Genomic DNA, 25,060 nt, shown 5'->3' with positions numbered 1-25,060 from the left:
TGAAGACGACGACGAGGAAAGAAATTATACACAAAACATAATCGAGGAGTGAACACGTAATGAAAATGAAGATGAAGAAGTTTATCGCACCTGTACTTAGCTTGACACTGTTGATGCCGGGGATCGCTGGAGCAGCATCCGCTCCACAGACACCAATGACAATGATGAAAGCTTCCGTGAATACACCTGCGGCTGACTTGAGAGCAAACCTGGACCACCTGCTGTCCGAGCACTTTGCACTCGCAGTAACGGCAATGGCCAAAGCATATGACGGAGCAAAAGATGCAGATGCAGCCTACAAAGCACTCGACCAGAATGCACTGGATATGCAGCCAGCAATCGCTTCCCTATATGGTGAGGCAGGTGCCAAAGAATTCGAACGTATCTTCCGTGCTCATAACAAATACACCGATGATTTGGTGAAAGCAACCAAAATGGGCAACCAGGCTGGGATCAAACAAGCACAGGCAAACATCAACGGTTTCGTGGATGAGTTCTCCACGTTCCTGAGCACAGCTACCGAAGGTAAATTGCCAAAAGCAGCAGCCAAACAAGCTCTGCAAGTACATGAAGATCTCGTGCAAAAAGTATTTGATGAGTATGTAGCTGGAGATTACGCTGATGCATACAAGGCTTACCGTGAAGGGTTCAAAGAAATGTTTGACGTAAGTAAGGCACTTTCCACAGCAATTACTACACAAATGCCTGAGAAATTCGAAAATAGCAAAGCAGATACAAAAGCAGCTGATCTGAGATCTGCACTCAACCATTTGGCTTCCGAGCACTTTGCGCTTTCGGCTCTGCAAATGCAAGAGGAATATGATGGACGTACAGCCGCTTCCAACGCACTGATTACAGCTGAAGCTGGAAACACAGCTGACTTCAAAGCAGCGATTGCTTCCGTTTACGGTAACGATGGTGCCAATGCTTTCGAGAAAATTTGGGTAACCAATCACGTTAATGCGCAAAGCGATTATGTAAAAGCTGTGAAAAACAACGATGCTGCGGCTCGTGCAGCAGTAGAGAAACGTATTGACGGATTTACAACAGAATTCGCAGCATTCTTGGATTCCGCAACAGCTGGTAATCTGCCAAAAGCAGCAGGACAACAAGCGCTGACAACACATGAAAATCAAGTGCAAAACGTATTGAATCAATATGCAGCAGGCAATTATGATGCTTCTTATACAACCAATCGTGAAGGCTTCAAAGTGATGTTTGGTGTAGGTCAAGCCTTGGGTAACGCAATTGTGACTCAATTTAACGACAAATTCCAAGAGCCAGCAACACCTGCACCAGCACCAGAAATGACAACGGTGTGGATGCAACTGAACAGCAAAATGCTGAAAATTAACGACAAAACAACCAACATGGATACCACACCAGTGCTTTGGAAAAACACAACCTACATTCCATTGCGTTTCTTGAGTGAAGGTATTGGCGCAACAGTGAAATGGGACAAAAAAGCACAACAAGTAACGGTAATGGCTGGCGATGATACCCTTGAATTCTGGGTGAACAACAACGTTATGGAAGTGAACGGCGTGAAGAAAAACGTGGGTGCAACGGTATTCGTAAACAAAGATGGACGTACGCAAGTACCTCTGCGTTTCATTGCTGAACTTCTGAACTGGGATGTAAAATGGGCACAAAAAGATGGTTCTATTACACTGACTAAATCCATGTAATACAACGTTTTTTATAACAGAATCAACCAAAAAGAGCTGCCCCATACGGCAGCTTTTTTGGTTTCACCCATAAGTTCAAATATTTGGTATAATCATCGAGAATGAAATACATAACAGCTGGAATAGCCGATGAAGTCCAGAATGAGGTATGATAATTTGGCATAAGCAAAATGAAGAGGGGGACAGAGGAATGAGTACATCATCAAAATCGGAGCGTCCAGCGAAAAATGTGGATACCCGGTTATTTGTTGCTTGGGCGGTATCGGTTATTGCAACAGGGGGGAGTCTCTATTTTAGTGAGATCAAGGGCTATCTTCCATGTGATCTGTGTTGGTATCAGCGTATATTCATGTATCCACTAACCATCTTGCTGGGCATTGCCTACTTTAAGGATGACGTGGGCATCACGAAATACGTACTCCCACTTAGTTTCGTCGGTGGCGGCATTTCGTTATATCATGTAACGATCCAGCGTATTTTTTCGGCTACAGGTAATGCCGTAGCGTGTGGCAAGGTTCCATGTTATACCGACTATCTGAACTGGTTTGGTTTCATCACCATTCCACTACTGGCACTGATCGCCTTTATTATCATCATTGTGATGCTGTGGGGTATCGGCAAAACACCCAAATCTTCTTGATAAGAAAGGATAGATGGTGATGAGCGGACAAGCTAGTTGGTTCATGCCCTTTTTGGTGCTAATGTTTTTGGTCGCTGGCTGCTCCTATGAGGAACAGGCTGCTTCCGGGGAGATGCCAGAGATGGTCCGGGTGAAACTCGACGTTCCGGAGAAGGCTACTCTTCATAAACCAACACGGTTGCAGGTGAAGCTTACACAGGGAGATGCACCGTTAAGTCATGCCGACAATGTGCAATTCCAGATCTGGAATGAGCTTGATGATTCGCCTTCTGTATCTCCGGAGCAAGGTATGATGACAGCTGAAGAACTGGAGAATCAGGGGGCTATTACTGCCAATGAGACAGAGGAAGGGCTGTATGAAATCCAGCATACCTTTGAAGAACCAGGTACGTATGTGGTACAGGTCCATGTTACGCACGGAGCAATGCATAGCATGCCGAGAGCGAGAATTGTAGCGGAATGAAGCAGCAGGCGGGTATCAAGGGTTTGGTTCAAGTTTAGCAATAGGTTTATAATGTTAAAGGTATGAAGAATGTTGTAGGAAAAGAGGCTGTTATGGCAACTATTCATGATGTTGCACTCAGGGCAGGAGTTTCTGTAACTACCGTCTCGCGTGTATTAAACAACCGGGGATATATCAGTCAGAAGACTCGGGACAAAGTGTATCAAACCATGGACGAACTGAACTATCGACCCAACGAAATTGCTCGTTCTCTTCTGCGTAAGCAATCCAATGTGATAGGCTTGATTATTCCCGATGTATCTCATCCGTTTTTTGGAGAACTGGCTAACTATGTTGAGTACCATGCATACCAGAATGGATTTAAAATTATGTTATGCAACTCCCACATGGACCCTTCCAAAGAGCGTGAATATGTGGAAATGCTCAAGGGGAATCGCGTGGATGGCATTATTATGGGAAGTCATACATTGGAAGTCGATGAGTATATGAACCTGCATTCCCCAATTGTGACCTTTGATCGTAAGATCGGTGAAGACATCCCTTTTATCTCATCTGATAATTATCAGGGAGGGGTTATGGCTGCTGAATTGCTACTCTCGAAGAACAGACGGCATTTGGCACATATTTGCGGTAATTTGGAATTGCAAATGCTCTCCAATCGCAGGACGACAGGTTTCGTTGATACATTGCAGGCTCATGGAGTCAAGCCGGTCATGATTCATGAAACCGATCTGAATGTGTTTGATCAGCATCAGTATACGGAATTGGTGGATAAGCTGCTTGCACAACACCCGGAGGTGGATGGGCTGTTTGTAACGAGTGATCTGATGGCGGTGCATGCGCTGAAGCAGATCGTGTTAGGTGGGCGCAAGGTACCTGATGAGATCGCTATTGTAGGTTATGATGACAGTCGTGCGGCAGGGTATACGGTGCCTGGCATAACAACGATTAGGCAGCCGGTGGAGGCTATGGCTAAGCTGGCGATTGATCTGATTCGGCGTCAGATCGCGGAAGAGAAGATCGGAATGGAGCATATTTTGCCAGTTACCTTAGTGGAGAGAGAGACGACCTGATACAGGTCGTTTTTTCCTGTTTGTCCTTTTGCCTCGAAAAAATCAAGGCGCAATATTTTTTTTAAATGGTATGTCAAAGGATTGACATGTCAAACCTTTGACATTATAATTCGATTTGTAAGCGTTTCCTTTTAAACTACTGATCGGGGGCCATAACAAGATGAAAAGAGAACAGAGATGGATGATGAAATTATCGGTATTGTCTTTGATTATGATGCTTGTATTGTCAGCATGTGGAAGTAAAGCAGCGACGGAGTCCAACACCTCCTCAGAGGGGAGCAGCAGTGAGAGTGTCAAAATCACCTTGCTCAATTCCAAGTCGGAAATTAACAGTCAGCTGGAGCAAGCGGCTAAAGACTTCCATGCCGAAAATCCAAATGTCACACTAGAAATTGTACCTGTAGGCAGTGGACAGTCTCCGTTTGAAAAAGCGTCTGCTTTGTATGCTTCCGGCAGTCCTACAACGATGATGATGCTGGATACAGGGGATGTCGAGAAATTCAAGGATCGTGTTCTGGATCTCACATCCGAGTCTTGGATGAAGGACGCTGTGGAGAATAGCACAGCGGCTACGACGTTTGATGGCAAAAATTATGCCTTCCCGTTCTCTATTGAAGGATATGGATTCATCTACAACCAGAATGTTTTGGATCAGGCGGTAGGTGGAACATTTGATCCAAAGTCTGTACAGACCACTGCACAGCTTGATGAGCTGTTCCAAAAGATCGCTGCTACTGGAAAATCACCTTTGATTGTATCTCCGATGGATTGGTCGCTTGGTGCGCATTATCTGGGGCTTGCATATGGTGGGCAGTCGCCGGACCGTGCGAAGGTGGATCAATTCATAACTGATCTGAAGGCAGGTCAAGTGGACCTTGCTTCCAACGCCGTGTTTAATGGCTTGTTAGATACATTTGATCTGATGAAAACCTACAATATTGACAAGGCTTCTCCCCTGTCCGGAACTTATGAACGTGGACCTGAGGTGCTTGGCAAGGGTGAGGTTGGCATCTGGTTCCAGGGCAACTGGGCATGGCCGCAAATTTCAAGCTTTGATACAGCAGATGGAAAATACGGCTTCCTGCCAGTACCTGTGAGCAATAATGCAGATGATTTCGGTAATACGCAAATCTCTGCTGCCGTATCCAAACGAATATTGTTGGATAAGGAAAAGAGCACACCAGCACAACAGGAAGCTGCGAAGAAATTTTTGGAGTGGATTGTTTATAACGAAAAGGGTCAGGATTTCCTGGTGAATCAAGCCAGTATTATTCCGGCATTCAGCAACATTACACTGGAGCCGACCGATCCGCTTGGCAAGTCCATTAGTGAATACATCAAGGCAGGCAAAATCGAGGAATCAATGAGTACACTCCCTGCGGATCACTGGTCCAAACTGGGTGCGTCCATGCAGAAATACTTGGCTGACGTCATTGACCGTGCCGGACTTGCCAACGAAATTCAGGCATACTGGAGCAACGTGAAATAAAGGATAAAGGAATTAATTTTAGCCCTGAGCAGCACATAGAGAGAGACTTGCGGTAAGCCGGAGATGATGAATGTACAACTTGCACACGAGGTCTGTTCGTTGTTTCCGGTATAACCGTTAGGCTAATTATTTGGATAGAGTGGAGGTTGACAATGCTGACCGAAAAAGGATTATGGACACGTCTGCGAACCCGCCTGATCTTTACTGGCCCGACATTATTTGCGTTTGCTACAGTGATGATTATTCCATTTCTGTATGGTATTTATTTGACGTTTACGAACTGGGATGGCATTGCCATCGATCAAAACTTTGTTGGCTGGGATAATTATATTGGTGTGTTCAAGGACACCGTGTTCTGGAAATCATTCGGGATGACGCTGGAGTACGTATTTATTACCGTTGTGCTCACCAATGCGGTTGCTTTCCTGCTCGCTTACGCGGTAACCCGGGGAATGAAGGCGCAGGGCTGGTTTCGGGCCGGATTTTTCCTGCCGAATCTGGTGGGTGGAATCGTGCTTGGTTTCATCTGGCAGTTTATTTTTAATCAGGTACTCGTCTTTGCAGGACAAAAAATGAACCTCACTCTGTTTTCCACCTCCTGGCTGGCTGACCCGGACAAAGCTTTCTGGGCACTCATTGTGGTGACTGTTTGGCAGTATGCCGGCTATATGATGGTTATCTACATTGCAGGACTGATGAATGTGCCGAAGGATGTTATGGAAGCAGCCAGCATAGATGGGGCAAGTAATCGCAAAATGTTGGCGCGCATTGTATTGCCGCTGATGGTTCCTTCGTTTATTGTCTGCATCTTTTTGTCACTGCAACGGGGTTTCATGGTGTATGATCTGAACGTCTCCCTGACCAGTGGCGGGCCCTTCAAGAGCACCGAGATGGTATCCATGCATGTCTATGAGCAGGCCTTTCTTGCTCGTGACTACGGATTGGGGCAGGCAGAAGCCTTTGTGCTGTTTATCCTTGTAGCCGCCATTACACTGCTCCAGGTTTATTTCAGCAAAAAACTGGAGGTCGAGGCATGATGGCTGGACAATCGCGCATTCTTAACTGGATCAAGTTTAGTGCATTAATCGTTGTAATGATTTTGTTTGTATTTCCGTTTGTACTTCTCATCGTCAATTCGTTCAAGGCTAACCAGGCAATTACTTCCGATCCGCTAGGGTTACCAAGCTCCTTTCAATTCGATAATTATGTCAATGCGTTTGACAAAATGGGATATGTATCCGCCTTCAGCAATTCGTTGCTCATAACCATTGCAGGTGTATTACTGATTGCTCTTTTTGCGGCGATGACAGCTCATTACTTTGTTCGTCACAATAGCAAGGTGAACCAGTATCTCTTTTTCCTGATGGTAGCTGCGATGATTATTCCGTTTCAGGCTATTATGATTCCGTTGGTTAAAATATACGGCTCGCTCAGCCTGCTGGATAACAAGTGGTCGCTGATCTACATGTATATTGGCTTTGGCAGTCCGCTCGCCGTATTTATCTATCATGGCTTTATCAAAAGTATTCCCCTGGAGCTTGAAGAGGCGGCTCTAATGGATGGCTGCGGCAGGGTGCAAACCTTTTTTCGCATTGTACTGCCGGTGTTACTGCCAACAACCGTAACGATTAGCGTGCTGAATGTATTGTGGATATGGAATGATTTTCTGCTGCCTTCCCTGGTGCTGACTTCATCCGAGCAGCGTACGCTGCCGCTGTCCACGTTTTATTTTTATGGGACATACACAGTTGATTACGGTCCATTGATGGCTGGTCTGGTCTTGACCCTGCTGCCAGTACTGATCGTGTATCTGTTTGCGCAGAAGTACATTATTCAGGGGGTCATGCAAGGGGCTATCAAATAAGTTCAGTTGGGTGATATAGAGAGAGACAGGAGTGAAGGACATATGAACCAGGAACGACACGAGAAACAGGAAATAGACACAAGGCAAGAGACAGACCTTGGACTGACGAGTGCTTCGGCTCACACGAAGGAGAGTTATACACTCGCCCGGGCCAACGCATATATCAAGGAACATCGGCACCAGGTTGATCCAACCTATCGAATGGCCTATCATTTGATGCCAGAAGTGGGCTGGATGAATGATCCCAACGGCTTCATATACTTCGGTGGGATGTATCATATGTTCTATCAGCATTATCCCTACGAACCGGTATGGGGGCCGATGCACTGGGGCCATGCGGTGAGCCGTGATTTGGTTACGTGGTCTTATCTACCTGTTGCACTGGCACCCGATCAGAGCTACGACAGTGGAGGCTGTTTCTCTGGAAGTGCAATCGTGCAGGATGGCAAGTTGGTGCTGATGTACACGGGGCATGTGGTGACTGGACCCGACAAGGATAACGATTACTTGCAGACACAGAATATCGCTGTCTCGGAGAATGGAATTGATTTTGTCAAAAGCGCAATGAACCCGGTCATTCGGCTGGATCAAATCCCAGAGCATACCAGTCCGAAGGACTTCCGTGATCCGAAAGTGTTTGAACGAAACGGTGTGTACTATTGCGTCCTTGGATCGAATGATGCTGCGGGCAAAGGTGTCATTCTGTTATACCGTTCAGTGGACTTGCTGGATTGGAGTTATGTTAACATTATGGCCCAGAGTGACGGGACGCTTGGCGACAATTGGGAATGTCCCGATCTGTTCACACTGGATGGCCGAGATGTGCTGATCATGTCTCCGCAGCGTATGCCTGCTCAGGGAGATAACTATCGCAACTTGCATTCAACCGTTTATATGATGGGAACGCTGGATGAAGACCAAGGTGTACTGAAATACGAGGAGTACGTTCCGCTGGACCGTGGCTTCGACTTTTACGCACCTCAGACGATGGAGGATGCACAGGGACGACGAATCATGGTGGCTTGGATGGATACGTGGGAAACGGAAATTCCGACACAAAAGTCTCATGCCTGGGCTGGAGCGATGACTCTGCCGAGACAGCTAATTCGTAGAGGAGACCGACTGATATTCCAGCCGCTTCCCGAACTTATACAGTACAGGTTGGATGGCAACGAACAGTACGGTATACATCTAAATGGTGATGAACATGATCTTGATCTTGGAATCAGCGGAGACCGTTACGAAATGTATGCTGTATTCGAAGCGGAACAGGCACGACAATTCGGATTGAAGCTGCGCACGGGTGAGGATGAAGAAACCGTGATTTCCTATGATGTGCAGCAGCGTCGTCTATGCTTAAATCGCGAGCGAGCCGGACAAGGGCCGGGGGGAGAACGTGCTGCGACCGTGGAACTGCTTGACGGGAAACTGGAGCTTCATATTTTTATGGATGTCAGCTCCATTGAGGTGTTCATTCAGCAGGGAGAGCAGGTAATGACAGGGCGGATATATCCTGGGCCGAACTCAACAGGTATTAAGGCTTTCGCGTCCGGAACGTGTACATTGACCGAACTTCGCAAATGGGATATACGAATTCCTCGATAAATTGTTTCTAAAATTCAGCCTTGACCTTGAAGTATACTTCAAGGTTTATTCTGGTTTCATCAACAATGTTTGGAGGATGAATGATGAAACTAATGGAATGGATACTGGTACTTGTAACGATTGGCGCAGCGTTGTGTATACCTATGTACTCAAAGCGTCGGAAACTTGCGGCAGGAATGTCGGCTGCCTTGATATTAGCATTGCTGCTTCACGGTATATTAGATTCGTTTCGCGTGATGCTGCTGCCAACGTATCTTGTTGCAGGCATAATCTTCATCGTATTAATCATTAAGGTAGTGAGAGAGTATCGTAACAGAGTCACTGGATATTTTGCAGAGAAGCAGAAACCGAGATGGCGTTCTTGGCTTCAACTCACGCTGGTTGCGATGCTGGCGCTGGTCTCCGGCGCTGGCTCAGGACTGCTCACTTGGTATTTTCCAGCATTTAAGATACCTGATCCTACGGGGAAGTTTGCGATCGGTACTTTTTCGCAACAATTGGTGGATGAAACCCGTGAAGAGACGTTTACACCCGAAAGTGGGGACAAACGGGAACTGATGATTAACGTGTGGTATCCAGTGAACCCGGAGGATGCAAAGGGAATAACTCCTGAATCTTACCCGTCTGAACTTGGAGAAGCCATCAGTCTGGTATTTGGGATCCCGCCCAAGGTGTTCAGCTACCTTGATACCATTCCGACACATGTGGTTAAAGGCGCAGCCATATCAGACGCAAGCCCTTCTTATCCGGTGGTGCTGTTCTCTCCCGGTGTCCGTTCTGCCCGTTTCCAGAGCATGACTGCTGTCGAGGAACTGGTCAGCCATGGCTATATTGTTGTTGGTATGGATCATCCGTATACCTCAGCTCGCGTTACCTTCCCCGATGGGCGTAAAGTGTCTTATGAAGCCGGACCTGAATTTGCAACGTCAGAAGAACTGTATCAATATAATGTGGAGGGAGTAGGCATTCGTGCAGCGGATGCACGATTTGTACTCGACACGCTTGAACAGTGGAATCTGAATGATCCCAATCAGGTGTTGGAAGGCAAGCTTGACCTGAATCATACAGGCATTATGGGGCACTCTTATGGCGGGGCTACAACAGCCGAAGCACTCGCACAGGATGAACGTTTACGTGCAGGACTCAGTTTGGAAGGCGGCTTCTGGGGCAGCGTCTCCAAGACGGCATTAAAACAACCCTTTATGTACATCATGTCTGGCGAAACGGCTAAAAGCTTCGATCCGAATGCTACATCCAAAGATAACGTGTTCTACCCTGAGTTTGAGCCAGATTTGGACCATGTGATGACAAGCAGTCTGAATGATACCTATTATCTGACGGTGGAGAATTTCTTTCATCAAAGCTTTACGGATATTTCATTGATTTCACCGAAAATGTTTGCCAGAGGCATGACGCCAGAACATAATGTGGATATAACAAGATCCTATGCGCTCGCATTCTTTGACCGGTATCTCAAAGGGGAGGAGCAGCCGTTATTGCAAGGCCCTGCATCTCAATTTCCTGAGGTCACTTACGATGCCAAATATACCAAGATACGTAACGAACAAGCACAATAAGTCTGCAGAAGGGTGGAGGGGTAGGCATGGAAACCATGACAAGAGGAATGTTGGCCAAGCGTACCGGTGTGAGTATGGCAACCCTCCGTTACTACGAGGATAGTGGTATTCTGCCTGCTCCCCGTCGTTCCTCCAACGGATACCGGGTGTATACCGAGGATTATCTGGTCAAAATTAAGTTCATTAAGGATGCCCAGTTGCTGGGTTACTCCTTAAAGGAGATACAAGAGACCCTGCAACTGCTTAGCCAGGAAGACATGGAAAAGGATACGTTAAAAACACTCGTCCGTGACCGAATCGCTGATATTCAGAAGCATATTGAGCATCTGGAAGAGATGCAGATTCATCTGGCTAGACTGTTGCATACACCAGAGGACGATATCGACAATTATATTCAATCGTTCAGGGTGCAAAAGAAAGAGTTATAAACTGTAAAACCTCGGACAAAGAGCGCCTTAAGATGTACTTCGGGCACGCTCTGTTCGAGGTTTATTTTATCTCTATCTTAATGGTCTTAATCATGACATGCCCGCTTCACGCAGAAAATGGTGCACAATCTCCGTTTGATACTTGATACGGGTCGCGCGCTTCAGACTCCAGCAGGTCTCCACGGTAACAGAACGGGCTTGTAGTACTCTTGAAGCCGCTGTACGGGCAGATCCCGGCAATTCATGCTGCTTCAGGTTAAAATGACGATCACGAATGGCAATCGACCGATTCATCCGTTCAATAACTTTCCTGCAAGCTGGAATGGTGCGACTGCCGGGATTGGTGATCAACGTCTGTCCAAGCACTCGGGAACTCAGTTGAGACAGGCCATTGGCTTCATGCAGATCAAGCCACCAATCGGCCCGATGTTCACGCGCCAACCGAAAAACTGCCGCAGCGAGCGGATGCTTGGCCTTGCCTGACATACGGCGTGGAAACGTACGATTCAGATCTGGCTTGCCTCTGATTTTCTTGGCGTAGGCTTGCTGGTTCACACGTGGCACGATAATTAACAGCCCTCGCCGAATGCTGTGGCGACCAGTCGCACAATCATCTGCGAGTTTTTGCGCAGCAGCCATGCTCGCCGTTTCGTTCCCGTGAACCCCGGATGTAATAAACATTACCGGTCCCGGCATCATGCCACGTACGATGAAATAGGGAGTGGCGTGTACACTGGATGCTGCAAGGACATGTTTGGTCACAAGCATGACGCTTCACCTCCATTAGTACAGTACGCCATGTCCCTCTCTCATGTAACGGCGTAAGAACAGGTCTTCATCCTATTTCCTCACAAAATGGGCAAACTAATACACCCGGTGGATGATATCTTCGAAGTCGGGTTCCTTCATCTCCACATCTTCAATCTCACCCCATTGTTCAAGTTGCTTCAGAATGTCCATCGTTCTCCATTCCTTCCGGTTAACTTCCACAGTGACAATCTGCCCTTCCACTGCTGTGATCTGAATGGGGGACGGTATGATATCAGGCATAAGAAATGAACCCCGATACGTAACTCGGATAAGTGTCGGCAGACCGATAGTGTCACGCAGAGAAGGGATCGAGCCGTCATATGTAAGCTGACCATGGTTGATCACCATGACCCGGCTGCATAACTGTTCGATGTCGTCCATGTCATGGGTGGTCAACAAAATCGTTTTGCCAAACTCCTCATTTAATGTACGTAGAAATTGGCGTATGTTCCGTTTGGCGTTCACATCCAGTCCAATCGTGGGTTCATCGAGAAAAAGCAGTTCGGGATCATGCAGCATGGAAGCTGCGAGATCCGCACGCATGCGTTGTCCAAGCGAGAGCTTGCGGACAGGCGTGGCCCAGAACGATTCAAGGTCCAGCAGCTCGGCGAACTGGGACAGCCGTTTCTTTTTGTCCTCGGTCCGGACGCCGTACATCTCGGCCAGAATATCATATGAATCTTTCACGGGCAGATCCCACCAGAGCTGGCTGCGCTGTCCAAACACGACGCCGAGTCGACCAACGGTTCTGCGCCTGTCCAGATGCGGGTTCATACCGTCAAGCCGTACCTCGCCCGAGGTGGGGTGCAGGATACCTGTCAGCATTTTGATCGTTGTAGATTTGCCGGCCCCGTTTGGACCGATGTAGCCTACAAACTCACCTGGGCCGATATCAAAACTGATATCGCGTACCGCTTCCTTGGACACATACTCACGTGAAAATAATGTACGTAATCCGGAGAAACGTCCTTCGCGAATAACAGGAGTTTTGAATTCCTTTTGCAGATGTCGTGCTGTGATCATGTTCATAATTCTTTTCGCCTCCTTAGCTACCTGTACTTTGATATTTGGTCAAGCCGAATTGCCAGAAACGCAGACTTGCAGCCAAGCTCAGTACGGCAACCGCCGCAACAACAATAAGAATCCACGCTCCTCCTTCACCCCGCAGTAGATAGAGTGATGGGATATAGTTGACGAACCCTACGGGAATCACCGTTAGCAGAATGCCAGACATCCATTTGGGATATAACGTTAGCGGATATTGGGCAGCCGTTCGTGCTGCATCTTCAGTAATCGTCTGTAATTCCTCGATGCGTGTGGTCCAGAATCCGAGTGTGGCAGTCGCGAGTCCGATAGAAAAGAGAATGACTGCTCCCGTCAGAATAATGAGCAGGGAGAAGGGAATGGCGATCCAGCCGATCTGTCCGCTGTGCATCATGCCTGTCAAAGACCAGCAGAGAATGAATCCGCCTTGTAGGACTTCTCCAGCCATGATGCGGAAGTTTTGCGGCAGCAGTGCCAGCAATATGGGCATGGGACGTGTTAACAGTTGATCAAGCTCACCATTAACCAGATATTTTTCCAGATGATGCACCTCATTGCCGAATGTCCGATACAGTGTTTTGGATAACGTCATGATCGCAAAGAGATAACCGATCTCATGGAGGGACCAGCCCTTAATTGCTCCGAATCGGTGCAGTACAAGAGCAACCATCAGGAACTCGGAGATCTGAATTAAAGCGGCCAGTACGGACGCCATGATGAAATTGAACTTGTATTGCATCCGGCTGCGGATGCTTGTTCGAATGAGCATTTTATATAAATGGAACCAGGAAGTTCGCTTCATCCGCCCTGCACCTCCACTTTACGACGTAACACTTGGGTGATCACAAGACAAATCAACGTCATAAAGACGCACCAAAGCAAGGTTCCCCATAACAAGGAGCCATCTTCGAAACCAAGATAGATTCGGGTAGGTACATAGAGAAGGAATGGGTAGGGGGATATCCAGGCAAGTTGTTCAAGCCAGTTCGGCAGCCATTCCAGCGGAATGAAAAAACCAGCCAGCAGATTCATCATCGCGTGATTGCCCCAGTGAAGCCAGGAGGACTCTGTGGTCCACATCGACGTGACACCAATGATGTAGTTCATACAGATGGACAAGTATGCGGCGCCGGCAAGACCAAGTGCAGCATAACCAAGTGTTGAAACGTCTGAGGGCCAATGCAGGGAAAAGACAATGGAGAAGAGCAGGTAGATTGGAATACTTTTGTACACGAACTGGTAGGCAATCTGCCCCCATTCGCGTGCCATCAGGTGGGTGAACAGATGAACAGGCCTCATCAGATCCAGTGCAATCTGCCCTGTCCTGACGGATAGGGGAATCCCCAATCCATTCGTGAGAAAACCCGAGATCCAGAGAGAGGATTGCGTGAATGCAATGTAACTGATCATCCCCTGTGTCCCGTATTCCCCGAGCGTATGGTCGGCCCCGATGCCGATCCAGAGGCAGGCATACATGTAACCAAACATGGCGCTTGCCAAGTTATGTACCATGTGTGCCCCGCGGTATTGCAGATTCCGGGAGTAGGCTTTGGAAGCCAGAGTGAAATAAAGCATGTGACACCTCCGATAAGTGGATTGAACGGCGTTTCCGTTCACTTCAGTCAAGGCGAAAAAGAGAGAAGGACAACAGCATACCAATTTATTCCTTCACAGGCAAGACATTTTTTTAGCTAATAATGGGATTAATAGGGGCGTTCATGATTGCGCCACAAGACAACGGTCTGTCCAGTCATTTATAATTGAGGGGCAGTATCGCAAACGTTTACAATGTAAAATATTCAAATTTTAAATAAACCGCCGGGCTTGTGCCTGACGATTGAGGATACAGAACGAACAATCCGGCAAGAGAGAAGGATGTCATGAAGAAAATTGCATGGGTCACCGATAGTACCAGTACACTGGATCCCGTTTTTGCGGAGCAAAATCATATCTACATCGTACCGCTGCGCATCGTATTTGGAGAGGAATGTTACCGGGAAACCGATGACATTACATCTGAAATGTTCTATGAGAAACTTGCGGAGGCTTCACGTGCGAGCAGTTCGCAGCCACCTATTGGCGAGTTCATTGAACTGTATGAATCGCTCAAAGACAAGTACGATGAGATTATTACGATTCATTGCTCTACAGCGCTTAGCGGAACGCTGCATACGTCCATGCAGGCTGCAGAGATTGCAGGAGTGACGGTGACCGCAATTGATTCAAAGGCAGGTGCCTATCCTCTTCGTGAGATGGTTATGCAAGGATTGGAATGGCAGAAGCAGGGATGTTCGGCTTCCGAGATCAAAGTAAATATTGAACAAATGATTGATAACATGTCCTTTTACCTCATACCAGCGAGCCTTCAGCATCTTCATCGCAGTGGCCGGGTGTCCGGCACACAGCTGATCATCAGTCAACTGCTCAAGATCCATCTGCTGCTCCGATTTGAAGAGGGCAAAGTGGTTGTGAATGAGAAGATTCGCACATTCAAGAGAACGAAAGATCGCATGTTGGATATGCTTAAGCTGGATATGGAGAAAGTAAAGCATGTATGCATTATGCATGCGAACAATCAGGAAGAAGCCGTCACGATCAAGAAGCAGATTGCCAATCTGCTCCCCAAACTAAAGACCGAAATCATGCCGTTCATCCCTGTGGTGAGTATCCATGCAGGTGCAGGAACCATTGGACTATGCTGGATACACAGCCAGAACGGATATTGAGATTAAACGAACAAGCAATCATCTATAAACGCTCATAGACCTGGCAGGAAAACACACTTTATACCCAAGTGTACTTCCTGTCAGGTTTTTTCGTATGTCATTGCCAATTCAACCAAACTGTGAGGTAATATAGGAAAAATGTTCATGTTGGAGGGAAACACGTGTCAAGTCACCGCTTGTTGTTTGTTGAAGATGATCGTTCAATTAGTGAAATGGTCGGACCTTATCTGGAAAAAGAGGGCTACGACGTCACGTATGCATATGACGGCTTAGAAGCAGAACGCCAGTTCAGCCAGTCACAACCGGGATATGATCTGGTTATTCTGGACCTGATGCTCCCTCGCAAGAGTGGGATGGATGTACTGCAAACCATTCGGGCAGTGAGTTTGGTGCCTGTGCTCATTCTGTCTGCGAAGGATGGGGAGGTGGATAAAGCGCTCGGTCTGGGCTTCGGCGCAGATGATTACTTGAGCAAACCTTTCTCGTTAATCGAACTGACCGCCCGCATTAAAGCTGCCATTCGTCGCGCCAATTATACCGCTCAGCCTGCGGCAGAAGTGGCTAAAGATCAGCGTATTCACATTGGAGGACTTGTTGTCGACATGGAGACGTACGAGGTGGAGCGTGAAGGTACACCCGTCAAGCTAACCTCCAAGGAGTTTGGCATTCTGAAGCTATTGGTCACCCATCCGGGCAAAGTGTTCACCAAGGCCCAGATCTACGCCTCGGTCTGGGATGATCATTACTATGGGGACGAAAATATCATTAACGTACATATGCGTCGTCTGCGTGAGAAACTGGAGGCTGATCCTTCAGATCCCCAGTATATCAAGACACTCTGGGGCATCGGATATAAGCTGGAGGCGGAGCAGACATGACACTGATTTTTGCTATTACAACAGGTATTCTAGCCATTCTGGTCATTGGATTGTGGATGAGATTGCGGAAACGCAGCCAACACCTGTCCTATATTCATCAGAAAATATCCGCAATTCTGGATCAAGGCACCTTTGAGCGTTTGCTTGTATTCAACAGTGATGAGCAGGTTAGCCAGCTTCTGAAAGACATGAACCAGCTGTTGGACCATGCGCATCGCGCTAAGGCCGGTTATACGAATCAGGAGAAGGAAATGCGCAATATGCTTTCCAACATTTCACATGACCTGAAAACGCCGCTCACAGTTGTGCTGGGTTACAGTGAGACCTTGCTGCACAGTTCATCACTGACCGATCAGGAACGGAAGATTATGACGGAGAAAATCCAGGATAAGGCGCAGGAAGTTTTGCGTTTGATCCATTCCTTTTTTGACTTGGCGAAGCTGGAATCCGGAGACACGGAGCTGGTGCTTAGTCGGGTGAATATAAGCGAATTAAGCCGCGTGAAGATGCTCTCCTTTTATGAAATGTTGACGAAGCTCGGGTTGCACGTTCAGTTGGAGATACCTGAGGGGGATATCTTCGTACAAGCGAATGAAGAAGCTCTGGACCGAGTGTTGGATAATCTGATTACCAATGGGATGAAATATGGAGCAGAGGGTAAGGTGTTGGGTCTATCAATTGAACGATCGACAGATGGACATGTTACGCTGCAGATCTGGGATCAAGGCAAGGGGATTCCGGAAAGTGAGCATAATCGTGTGTTCGAACGCATGTATACGCTGGAGGATTCCCGTAATCGACTCTATCAGGGCAGCGGTCTTGGTCTAACGATCACGAAGCGGTTAGTTGAGCGGATGGGTGGAAGCATTCATTTACATAGTGTGCCACATCAACGGACGGTATTTTCAGTGACCTTCAAGGCTTGGTAGAGCTGTTTTGGTGTTATCGGGCAAGCTTAAGGTTTTTGTAAGATTTGATTAATAAAAAAGCAGACTTTTCTCTTTACAATACAGATATAGGAACCCGGACAGGGGACGTAAAGGAGAACAAGACGATGAATTATATCGCACGAACGATAGATGTGACCAAAGTATATGAAGGGGCAGAGGTTGTATCCAACGTCAATATGAGTATTAAGCAAGGTGAGATCTATGGGTTTCTTGGTCCGAACGGTGCAGGTAAAACAACCATCATGAAGATGCTGACCAATCTCGTCAAACCCACCTCAGGGGAGATTGAATTGTTTGGGGAGAAGCTTACGCCGACCTCCTATGAAGTGCTGAAGCGAATGGGCAGCATTATTGAATATCCTTTTTTCTATGATAGACTGTCTGCTCGCGAGAATCTGGAGCTTCACTGTGAATACATGGGATTCTACAACAAAAAGATCATCGACAACACGATGGAGATGGTAGGGTTAAAGGATACGGGCAAGAAATCGGTCAAGGACTTCTCCCTGGGCATGAAGCAGAGGCTCGGACTGGCTCGTGCACTCATAACCACACCTGAACTGCTCATTCTGGATGAACCGATCAACGGATTGGACCCTGTAGGGATCCGGGAAATGCGAGATTTGTTCAAGCGCCTTAGCAACGAGTATCGCATCACCCTGTTGGTCTCAAGTCACATCCTTGGCGAGATAGAGCAGATTGCCGACACGGTTGGTGTCATTCGCGGTGGTCGCTTGGTCGAAGAAGTATCGATGGAGAGCATTCGGGGAAGTCAAAATGAGTACATTGAGCTACAGGCGGTAGATATCCGCAAAGCGACCTATGTCATTGAACATCAACTTGGTTTGAGTAATTATAAATTGGTCGATGACCACACGGTACGCATTTATGATCCGGGAATCATTCCTTCGGAACTAAACACCAAGCTGATCCAGTATGATATTGAGATCGAATCCTTATCCAAACGGGCTCATTCCCTTGAGGAACACTTCATGAAGCTTGTGAAAGGGGATGATGACGTTGCTTAAACTGATCAGGCTTGAGATGCGGAAGCACCGCTTTTCGCGGAATTTTGCAGCTGCAGGTATTGCCAATGTGGGCATTCTTCTTTTTCTGATTATGATAGGATTTGTGGATATTGGAGCAGACGATTATGCCTATGCCGATTATCAGATGGCCTTTATGATTATTGATACGTTTGTGAGGGCAACCTTTATCGTGTTCGCAGGAGCTTTATTATCCAAGCTGGTGATCAGTGAGTATCGAAATAAAACGATGAACGTGATGTTCACCTATCCAATCCAGCGTCATAAAATCATTGCAGCCAAATTGATTATCGTGTTTCTTTTCACCTTTGTGATGATTATGGTTACCGACCTGTTGATGGGCTCACTGCTGTTGATTGCTAATCAATTCTACCCTTTCATTCCTGGCTCGTTGACATATCAGGATATGTTGGGATTTCTGTTGAAGTATGGTATTAGTTCCTTATCGGCAGCAAGCATGGCACTCATTCCCTTATTCTTTGGTATGCGTAAGCATTCAGTTACAACTACAATGACCTCTTCTCTTCTGCTAGTGTTGATTGTCTGCTCCGGATTTAACGGGTCGGAGTATTCCATTCATTCACTGATTATTATCCCTCTGACCCTTGGAGCTGTAGGGATATGGATTGCTTCGTTGTCCATGTTTCGTCTGGAGACCAAAGATGTGAACTGAATCATCCTGAAAACCATGCTCCGTATGGCTTCAGATGCCATTGACATCCGCTCGTACAAGGGATAGGATAATGTCAACTGAGACACGAAGGAGAATGCAACGATCATGACGATTCCAAAAACATTAACAATAGCTGGTTCGGACACGAGCGGCGGTGCAGGGATTCAAGCTGATTTGAAAACTTTCCAGGAGCTGGGTGTGTATGGTATGACCGTACTGACTACAGTTGTGGCGATGGAGCCCGATACATGGGATCACCAGGTCTTTCCTGTGGAATTAAATGTGGTTGAAGCCCAGCTTCGCACGGTTCTGGACGGCATCGGTTTTGATGCCATGAAGACAGGCATGCTCGGTTCTGTAGATATTATTGAATTGGTGGCAAAACATATTCGCCGCAGTGGCCTGCCACAGATCGTTATTGATCCCGTGATGGTCTGCAAAGGTACAGATGAAGTGCTGCAACCTGAAAATACGGAAGCGATGATCGAATTCCTGTTGCCAGGTGCGGATCTGGTTACACCTAATCTGTTCGAAGCATCTCAACTGGCGAAAAGTGGACCGATTCGTTCCAAGGAACAGATGGAAGCAGCAGCAGCAACCATTCATGCCCATGGTTCGAAACATGTTCTGATCAAGGACAGAGGTGTAATTAGCCCGGGTAAAGCAATGGATCTACTCTATGATGGAACCAACTACGAATGGTTTGAAGCCGATGTTGTCGGCTCTGGATATACGCATGGTGCGGGCTGCACTACGTCTGCGGCGATTACCGCAGGCTTGGCTCGTGGTCTTTCAGTGAAAGAGGCTGTTCGTGAAGGTAAAGCCTTCGTGACTAAAGCGATTGCCGGCGGATTCCCGTTGAATCGTTTTGTTGGTCCTACACTGCATGTGGCACACCGTCTGGAGCAACAACGCTAAGTGTTACCTGTGAGCGCGCAGTAGCGCTTCAATTCTGGATAACACACGTCGATTTCATCCAAGTAGCTGTCAATGAGCAAGAGCTTGCTCGTTGACGGCTTCTTTTTTGTGCGAATTTTGATAAAAATTAGTAACTTTTGGCTTATATTAATCGTATATATCATGGAGTTCATTCCAAAACATGTCTGGACACATGAACGACACATGGAATAGGTATGTTATCATCAGAAATCTAAAAAGGAGAGTCGGCCATGATCAGAACAGTGCTTCTGGTGGAAGATGAAAGCCGCATTCGTGAGATTGTGGCCGATTATTTCATAAAAGAACAATGGAACGTTATAGAAGCAGAACATGGAGTACACGCATTGGAACTGTTGGCTCTGCATGAGGTGGATCTGGTCATTTTGGATGTTTTGATGCCGGAAATGGATGGATGGACGTTATGTGAGCATATTCGATCCCAATCCACCGTACCTATTATCATGCTGACTGCACGGTCCGAGGATGACGATAAAATTCATGGATTTCAGCTGGGCGTAGACGATTACGTCACCAAGCCGTTTAGCCCACGTGTGCTGGTTGCACGTGCAGAGACATTAATGAAGCGTGTTGAAGGCGCAGTTGGACGAGAGCAAGGTGTCATTCGCTTCGGACAGGTAACGCTTGATCCATGGGCTCGGCGGCTGGAGAAGGACGGAATTGAAGTCGAGCTTGCGCCAAAAGAATATGAGCTGTTGCTTTATTTGGTGCGAAATGCAGGAATTGTGTTGTCCCGAGATGCCATTTTGAATCGGATCTGGGGATTTGATTTTGAAGGAGACTCACGTGTTGTGGATACTCATATCAAGAAGCTGCGCGGCAAATTAGGTGATGAAGCCAAGTGTATTCGGACGGTGATTGGCACCGGATATCGTTTCGAGGCAGAAGCATGAGAAGAAATGGCGTAACGATGAAGCTTTTCCTGGTCATGGCAGGATGTCTGGTTCTTCTATATGGAACAACGGTATTTGCCCAGTTGGTCTGGTTCCCGGACTTCTATCAGCATCAGAAGGTCAGCAGTATGAAGAAAAAGCTGTCCAAGTTCGAACAGCAATACTCTAATGGCCATTGGAGTGATCTGCAGCTAGCCAAGGAAACCGGTAAGTTCATGCGTCAGAATCAGTCACATCTGGTGATTCTGACCAATACCGGAAGACTGGTTAATGACCCGTTCCATATTACGTTGTTACAGCAGGATGGGAGTCACGTGAAGGTGTCCTTGTCCTTGTTTATCAATAGTGAGAATGCTGGCTGGATTACATCTCATCTGAAATATGGGCAGGAACTCACGGTGAAAGGCCCGGCCAGCGGGTCCATGGTCTATCCATACAAAATCCAGGATGCTACTTCTGCTGCATGGGGAACAGAAAGCTTTCAGGAATCCATTGAACCGGTAAAGGAATGGTCAGGCGTACTGACCGAGGTAGTTCTTCCCAATCTGGCAACGTGGAGCCAGAGGCAGGGATTGCTGGTGCAGGCACTGGATAGTCGGTTCCCTTTGTCCACAGAAGACCAACTTGCGTTGGCCAACGGCAAAATGCTCAACGAAGAATGGATGGATAGCTGGAGTGGTGTTCGCAATGTGATCACTATTGCTCCAGTGCATCGTTCCGGACCTGAGCAGCAACTGATTTTCTCACTCACCTCTCTACAGGAGATGAGGGAAGCAAATGAGGCAACACGTTTGTTCTATGCATATTTTGGCATTGGGGCATTTATATTGATTCTGTTGCTGGCGTTGCTCCTGTCCCGAATTGTAACGAAGCCGCTCTTGGCCTTGAACCATGTTGCCAAGAAAATGTCTACGCTGGATTTCACGGTGAAATCACCCATCCGGCGTAATGATGAAATCGGCAGTCTGTCTAACAGCCTTAATGCTTTATCGGGGACATTGGGTCAGACACTCGAAGAGCTGAGGCAGGCCAACACACAGATGCGTACAGATATGGAAATGAAGCAGCAGATTGAACAGCGACAGCGAAAGTTTTTTGCCGATGCATCCCATGAACTCAAGACACCAATCAGCATTATTAAGGGATATTCCGAAGGGCTGAAGGACGGCGTGAGTGAGAGCAAGCGGGAGCGCTACATTGAGATCATTGCCGATGAGGCGATCAAGATGGAAACGATGGTTGAGGAGATGCTGGATCTGGTGCGACTGGAATCCTCAGCGGTTCAATTGAATACGGATGCTGTTGCACTAGCTGACATGATTGAAGATATCGCCGGCCGTCTGGGTCCGCAACTGAAGGACAAAGGGTTGGATGTGGTGCTTGTATCCACAACAGAACAGACGGTTGAAGGTGACCGCAGCAAGCTGGAGCAAGTTATTTTCAATATCATGATGAATGCTATACGTCATGCAATACCACATACCGATATAACTATTGAGATCAGCAGGCGTGAAGGTTTTGTCCATATTTCCATTGAGAACAAGGGCGAGCACATTGCTGAAGCTGAGCGGCAGTATATATGGGAGAGGTTCTATCGGGTCGAGCGCTCACGTAATCGCAAAATGGGGGGAACCGGGCTCGGTCTGGCCATTGCGAAGCAGATTCTCGATCTGCATGGGTGCAATTATGGAGTGGAGAATACACCGGATGGAGTCCGTTTTTATATTATTTTTCCTAAAGCCTAGTACGAAAGGGAGTCAACTCTTATGAAGTCTTTACCATCGATTTTAACCTTGGGGAATCTGAGTTCAGGCATGTTGGCAGTCATTATGGCTATTCATGGTGAATTTGCCCTGGCTGTGATGATGATATGGGTAGCGATGTTTTTTGATCTGTTTGACGGCTATGCAGCCCGCAAATTGCACTGTGAGGGTGAGTTCGGGAAAGCCCTGGACTCGCTTGCGGATGTAGTTTCATTCGGAACAGCCCCTGTGCTGATTCTGTACCTGAACTCCATGAATGAAGTGAGTGTGCTGGGAATGGCACTGACCGCATTGTTTCCGGTTTGCGGTGCATTGCGCCTGGCCCGTTATAACTGTCAGAAGACAGCAAGCAGCGGTTTTGTCGGGATGCCGATTACATTTGCCGGAGGTCTGATGTCCTTTTTCGCCCTCTGGAGTCCTTATTTTACACACGGTGTAGCCTATCTTGTCATTATTGTATTATCCGGTCTCATGGTGAGCCAAATCCGATTCCCGTCTCTAAAACAAGTGCTAGCCTCACATGAGAAGGATATTGTGGAACCGAAATAAGGAGCGAGTCAGTATGGAATTTGCAAAAGAATTTATTGGTCAATATGGTTATTTCGCAATATACGGACTACTGGCTCTTGGCGTTATCGGGATGCCGATTCCGGATGAGGTGATGATGACGTTTGTCGGTTATCTCGCCTCCATCTCGGTATTGAATTACTCCGTATCCATCGCCGTCAGTTTCGGTGGCGCATTTACCGGAGGGCTGCTCAGCTATACGATTGGTAAGAAGGCCGGCCGACCACTGATTGAAAAATACGGCAAGTGGGTCGGCGTGAATGCCAAACGATTTGGCAGGGTGGAGTCATGGTTTCTCAAATATGGGTATTGGTCCATCATCCTGGGTTATTTCATTCCAGGCATTCGTCATCTGATGTGCTGTTTCTCCGGGATTAGCCGTATGGCGATTGGCAGATATGTAGTGGTATCCAGCATCGGCGCATTTGTATGGTGTGCTGTCTTTATTTCAATTGGTTTTTATGTTGGCGTGTTAACTTAAAATGGGACAGCCTGCTGTCAGAACGGGCATAGATGGAAGACCTCTTGAGTGTAAGGTGGTCTTTTTTTGTTTTTTCTGTAGGATGGGAGGCCTCTTCTAAGTAATTTAATCAACTTCAAGTAACTTACTTCTCGGAACTGTAGACTATCCCATAAGCTATTGCAGGCAGTTCAAGTTCAGAGCTAATCCAGCTATTTCTCTGATTAATTCTTCGTATAACAATTCATATAACAATCCAAGTAACTCTCCATATAACACTCCAAGTAACTCTATTATGTAACTCTCCATGTAACTCTTCGTGTAAATTTCCGTTTAACTCCCCATGTAACTCGTTAGTGACTCATGGATCTGAAACCCCAGTAACTCCAGTGGTTCGCATTGAGCTTTTGAGCTTTAAGAGTAGTCTAGTAACTCTGAGCGTTTCAAAACGTTTCAAAGGGCATATCCAAAAATGCTGACGAACTCAGGTGAGCTTATTATCGAGATATGAGGCATGTTGGAATTCTAACGAATCCGGTAAACCTTATTTCACGAAAATGCCCCTCCAATTGCCCTGATTTACTCCATATCATCATAATAAGGTGTCCTGAGTTCGTTAAAAAATGAACATGTGCCGTACGGGTGAAATAGCGTGTCTCATGTTCGTAAGATGTAGGTTCGATATCGTTGTGTGCCACTTGCGACATGTAATACCTCTTGAACAATTAGACTGTGAAGAACTCTTCGAGCGTGCTGATCTGTGATTCGCAGATGCGTAGCAAGTTCCGACGGGGCAAAGGGACGGATAATGCGTCTGGCATAACGAACAGTCTCGGCTTCCAGCCAATTAAGGGACGGTGGCACATCTGTGGCCATGAATTTTCCCATAAAAGACAGCACTAGCTGCTGGCACCGTTTCGGTTCATCCTTAATGGAGAGATACGCGATCGGCAGAAAAATCCAATCATCCAACGTCAGCAGACAATGTCGCCAGCATAAATCTTTGAAACGCCGTACATCCAGATCACGAGCATGTGGCCCGTAACCTTGAATCTCAATCCCCCCTTTGATACCGTTTCCTGGCAGGTAAGCAAGATCCAGATACCGATAGCCGTTATGAAAATCACGAACCTCCCATTCGGGTTGCAGATGGTTAAAGTTTTTCATCACTGGAAACCAAACGGAACGCAAAAATTCCAATGTGCTATGTTCCAGTCCATTTTCTATTCTGGAAAGCACTCGGGGGTTCGTCTCCTTCTCCAAAAGGGAGTGCATCCAAACTTCATAAGCCTCGTCAAAATCAATGCTCATCGTCTTTCATCTCCTCTAAAAATAAAATAAATTAAAACGAACGTGAATAGTGCTTCAAGTCGTTATGTGAAAATACAAAAAGCCGCTCTGACCCTCTCCAACCTTCATGTCGAAGGGGAAGAATAGATCAAAGCGGCGTGTGCTTCACGACCGAT

Annotated in this window: 25 protein-coding genes; 20 read left to right on the top strand and 5 right to left on the bottom strand. The window is 47.0% G+C overall.

What is annotated here, in order from left to right:
• Positions 1-59: 59 nt before the first annotated feature.
• From MKY85_RS25850 to MKY85_RS25805, 10 genes are all read left to right on the top strand, one after another.
• Positions 60-1,688, top strand: coding sequence for a copper amine oxidase N-terminal domain-containing protein (locus MKY85_RS25850; RefSeq protein WP_339237882.1), 1,629 nt, complete (start codon positions 60-62; stop codon positions 1,686-1,688).
• A 190-nt stretch (positions 1,689-1,878) separates the two neighbouring features.
• Positions 1,879-2,328 carry a disulfide oxidoreductase gene (locus MKY85_RS25845; protein ID WP_339237880.1) on the top strand — a complete coding sequence of 150 codons (450 nt, stop codon included), beginning with the start codon at positions 1,879-1,881 and terminating at the stop codon, positions 2,326-2,328.
• 19 nt (positions 2,329-2,347) lie between these two features.
• The gene (locus MKY85_RS25840) at positions 2,348-2,791 is read left to right on the top strand and encodes a FixH family protein (RefSeq protein ID WP_342571097.1); all 444 of its coding nucleotides are present in this window, start codon (positions 2,348-2,350) and stop codon (positions 2,789-2,791) included.
• Between the two features lie 92 nt (positions 2,792-2,883).
• Positions 2,884-3,864, top strand: a complete 981-nt coding sequence (locus MKY85_RS25835) for a LacI family DNA-binding transcriptional regulator (RefSeq protein WP_339237876.1) — start codon at positions 2,884-2,886, stop codon at positions 3,862-3,864.
• Between the two features lie 160 nt (positions 3,865-4,024).
• Positions 4,025-5,353: an ABC transporter substrate-binding protein gene (locus MKY85_RS25830; RefSeq protein ID WP_342571096.1), complete on the top strand. Its 1,329-nt coding sequence runs from the start codon at positions 4,025-4,027 to the stop codon at positions 5,351-5,353.
• A 152-nt stretch (positions 5,354-5,505) separates the two neighbouring features.
• Positions 5,506-6,390 (top strand): sugar ABC transporter permease, encoded by an 885-nt coding sequence (locus MKY85_RS25825; protein ID WP_091019202.1) that lies wholly within the window; start codon positions 5,506-5,508, stop codon positions 6,388-6,390.
• Positions 6,390-7,217: a carbohydrate ABC transporter permease gene (locus MKY85_RS25820; protein ID WP_310341819.1), complete on the top strand. Its 828-nt coding sequence runs from the start codon at positions 6,390-6,392 to the stop codon at positions 7,215-7,217. Before MKY85_RS25825 ends, MKY85_RS25820 begins: the two co-directional genes overlap by 1 nt.
• Before the next feature lie 42 nt (positions 7,218-7,259).
• Positions 7,260-8,822: a glycoside hydrolase family 32 protein gene (locus MKY85_RS25815; protein ID WP_342571095.1), complete on the top strand. Its 1,563-nt coding sequence runs from the start codon at positions 7,260-7,262 to the stop codon at positions 8,820-8,822.
• Positions 8,823-8,902: 80 nt separating this feature from the next.
• Positions 8,903-10,399: a lipase gene (locus MKY85_RS25810; protein ID WP_342571094.1), complete on the top strand. Its 1,497-nt coding sequence runs from the start codon at positions 8,903-8,905 to the stop codon at positions 10,397-10,399.
• Positions 10,400-10,425: 26 nt separating this feature from the next.
• Positions 10,426-10,827: a MerR family transcriptional regulator gene (locus MKY85_RS25805; protein ID WP_339237867.1), complete on the top strand. Its 402-nt coding sequence runs from the start codon at positions 10,426-10,428 to the stop codon at positions 10,825-10,827.
• A 90-nt stretch (positions 10,828-10,917) separates the two neighbouring features.
• Here the strand turns inward: MKY85_RS25805 and MKY85_RS25800 are convergent, their stop codons facing one another.
• From MKY85_RS25800 to MKY85_RS25785, 4 genes are all read right to left on the bottom strand, one after another.
• Positions 10,918-11,595, bottom strand: coding sequence for a succinylglutamate desuccinylase/aspartoacylase family protein (locus MKY85_RS25800; protein WP_339257480.1), 678 nt, complete (start codon positions 11,593-11,595; stop codon positions 10,918-10,920).
• Positions 11,596-11,691: 96 nt separating this feature from the next.
• Entirely contained in the window at positions 11,692-12,660 is a 969-nt protein-coding gene (locus MKY85_RS25795; protein WP_342573481.1) for an ATP-binding cassette domain-containing protein, read from the bottom strand.
• A gap of 22 nt (positions 12,661-12,682) precedes the next feature.
• Positions 12,683-13,483, bottom strand: coding sequence for an ABC-2 family transporter protein (locus MKY85_RS25790; protein ID WP_339237863.1), 801 nt, complete (start codon positions 13,481-13,483; stop codon positions 12,683-12,685).
• Entirely contained in the window at positions 13,480-14,256 is a 777-nt protein-coding gene (locus MKY85_RS25785; protein ID WP_339237861.1) for an ABC-2 family transporter protein, read from the bottom strand. Before MKY85_RS25785 ends, MKY85_RS25790 begins: the two co-directional genes overlap by 4 nt.
• 305 nt (positions 14,257-14,561) lie before the next feature.
• Between MKY85_RS25785 and MKY85_RS25780 the strand changes: the two genes are divergently transcribed.
• The 10 genes from MKY85_RS25780 (at position 14,562) to MKY85_RS25735 (ending at position 23,615) form a co-directional block, all read left to right on the top strand.
• The gene (locus MKY85_RS25780; RefSeq protein WP_342571093.1) at positions 14,562-15,407 is read left to right on the top strand and encodes a DegV family protein; all 846 of its coding nucleotides are present in this window, start codon (positions 14,562-14,564) and stop codon (positions 15,405-15,407) included.
• Positions 15,408-15,568: 161 nt separating this feature from the next.
• Entirely contained in the window at positions 15,569-16,285 is a 717-nt protein-coding gene (locus MKY85_RS25775; RefSeq protein WP_342571092.1) for a response regulator transcription factor, read from the top strand.
• Positions 16,282-17,214 (top strand): sensor histidine kinase, encoded by a 933-nt coding sequence (locus MKY85_RS25770; RefSeq protein WP_342571091.1) that lies wholly within the window; start codon positions 16,282-16,284, stop codon positions 17,212-17,214. The genes MKY85_RS25775 and MKY85_RS25770 overlap by 4 nt, the downstream gene beginning before the upstream one ends.
• A 125-nt stretch (positions 17,215-17,339) precedes the next feature.
• Positions 17,340-18,263, top strand: a complete 924-nt coding sequence (locus tag MKY85_RS25765) for an ABC transporter ATP-binding protein (RefSeq protein ID WP_339237853.1) — start codon at positions 17,340-17,342, stop codon at positions 18,261-18,263.
• A complete protein-coding gene (locus tag MKY85_RS25760; protein WP_342571090.1) occupies positions 18,256-18,954 on the top strand; it encodes an ABC transporter permease in 699 nt (232 codons plus the stop codon). Before MKY85_RS25765 ends, MKY85_RS25760 begins: the two co-directional genes overlap by 8 nt.
• Positions 18,955-19,059: 105 nt before the next feature.
• Entirely contained in the window at positions 19,060-19,872 is an 813-nt protein-coding gene (gene thiD / locus MKY85_RS25755) for a bifunctional hydroxymethylpyrimidine kinase/phosphomethylpyrimidine kinase (RefSeq protein ID WP_278298228.1), read from the top strand.
• A gap of 251 nt (positions 19,873-20,123) precedes the next feature.
• The gene (locus MKY85_RS25750) at positions 20,124-20,804 is read left to right on the top strand and encodes a response regulator transcription factor (protein WP_342571089.1); all 681 of its coding nucleotides are present in this window, start codon (positions 20,124-20,126) and stop codon (positions 20,802-20,804) included.
• Positions 20,801-22,549 carry a HAMP domain-containing sensor histidine kinase gene (locus MKY85_RS25745; RefSeq protein WP_339237846.1) on the top strand — a complete coding sequence of 583 codons (1,749 nt, stop codon included), beginning with the start codon at positions 20,801-20,803 and terminating at the stop codon, positions 22,547-22,549. The genes MKY85_RS25750 and MKY85_RS25745 overlap by 4 nt, the downstream gene beginning before the upstream one ends.
• A 21-nt stretch (positions 22,550-22,570) precedes the next feature.
• A complete protein-coding gene (pssA, locus tag MKY85_RS25740; protein WP_253441014.1) occupies positions 22,571-23,116 on the top strand; it encodes a CDP-diacylglycerol--serine O-phosphatidyltransferase in 546 nt (181 codons plus the stop codon).
• A gap of 13 nt (positions 23,117-23,129) precedes the next feature.
• The gene (locus MKY85_RS25735; protein WP_339237841.1) at positions 23,130-23,615 is read left to right on the top strand and encodes a DedA family protein; all 486 of its coding nucleotides are present in this window, start codon (positions 23,130-23,132) and stop codon (positions 23,613-23,615) included.
• A gap of 636 nt (positions 23,616-24,251) precedes the next feature.
• Here MKY85_RS25735 and MKY85_RS25730 read toward each other — a convergent pair.
• Positions 24,252-24,905, bottom strand: coding sequence for a transcriptional regulator (locus MKY85_RS25730; protein WP_342571088.1), 654 nt, complete (start codon positions 24,903-24,905; stop codon positions 24,252-24,254).
• Positions 24,906-25,060: the final 155 nt, after the last annotated feature.

Source organism: Paenibacillus sp. FSL R5-0749 (assembly GCF_038595085.1).
Lineage (GTDB): Bacteria > Bacillota > Bacilli > Paenibacillales > Paenibacillaceae > Paenibacillus.
This window is presented reverse-complemented; position numbering and strand designations above follow the sequence as displayed.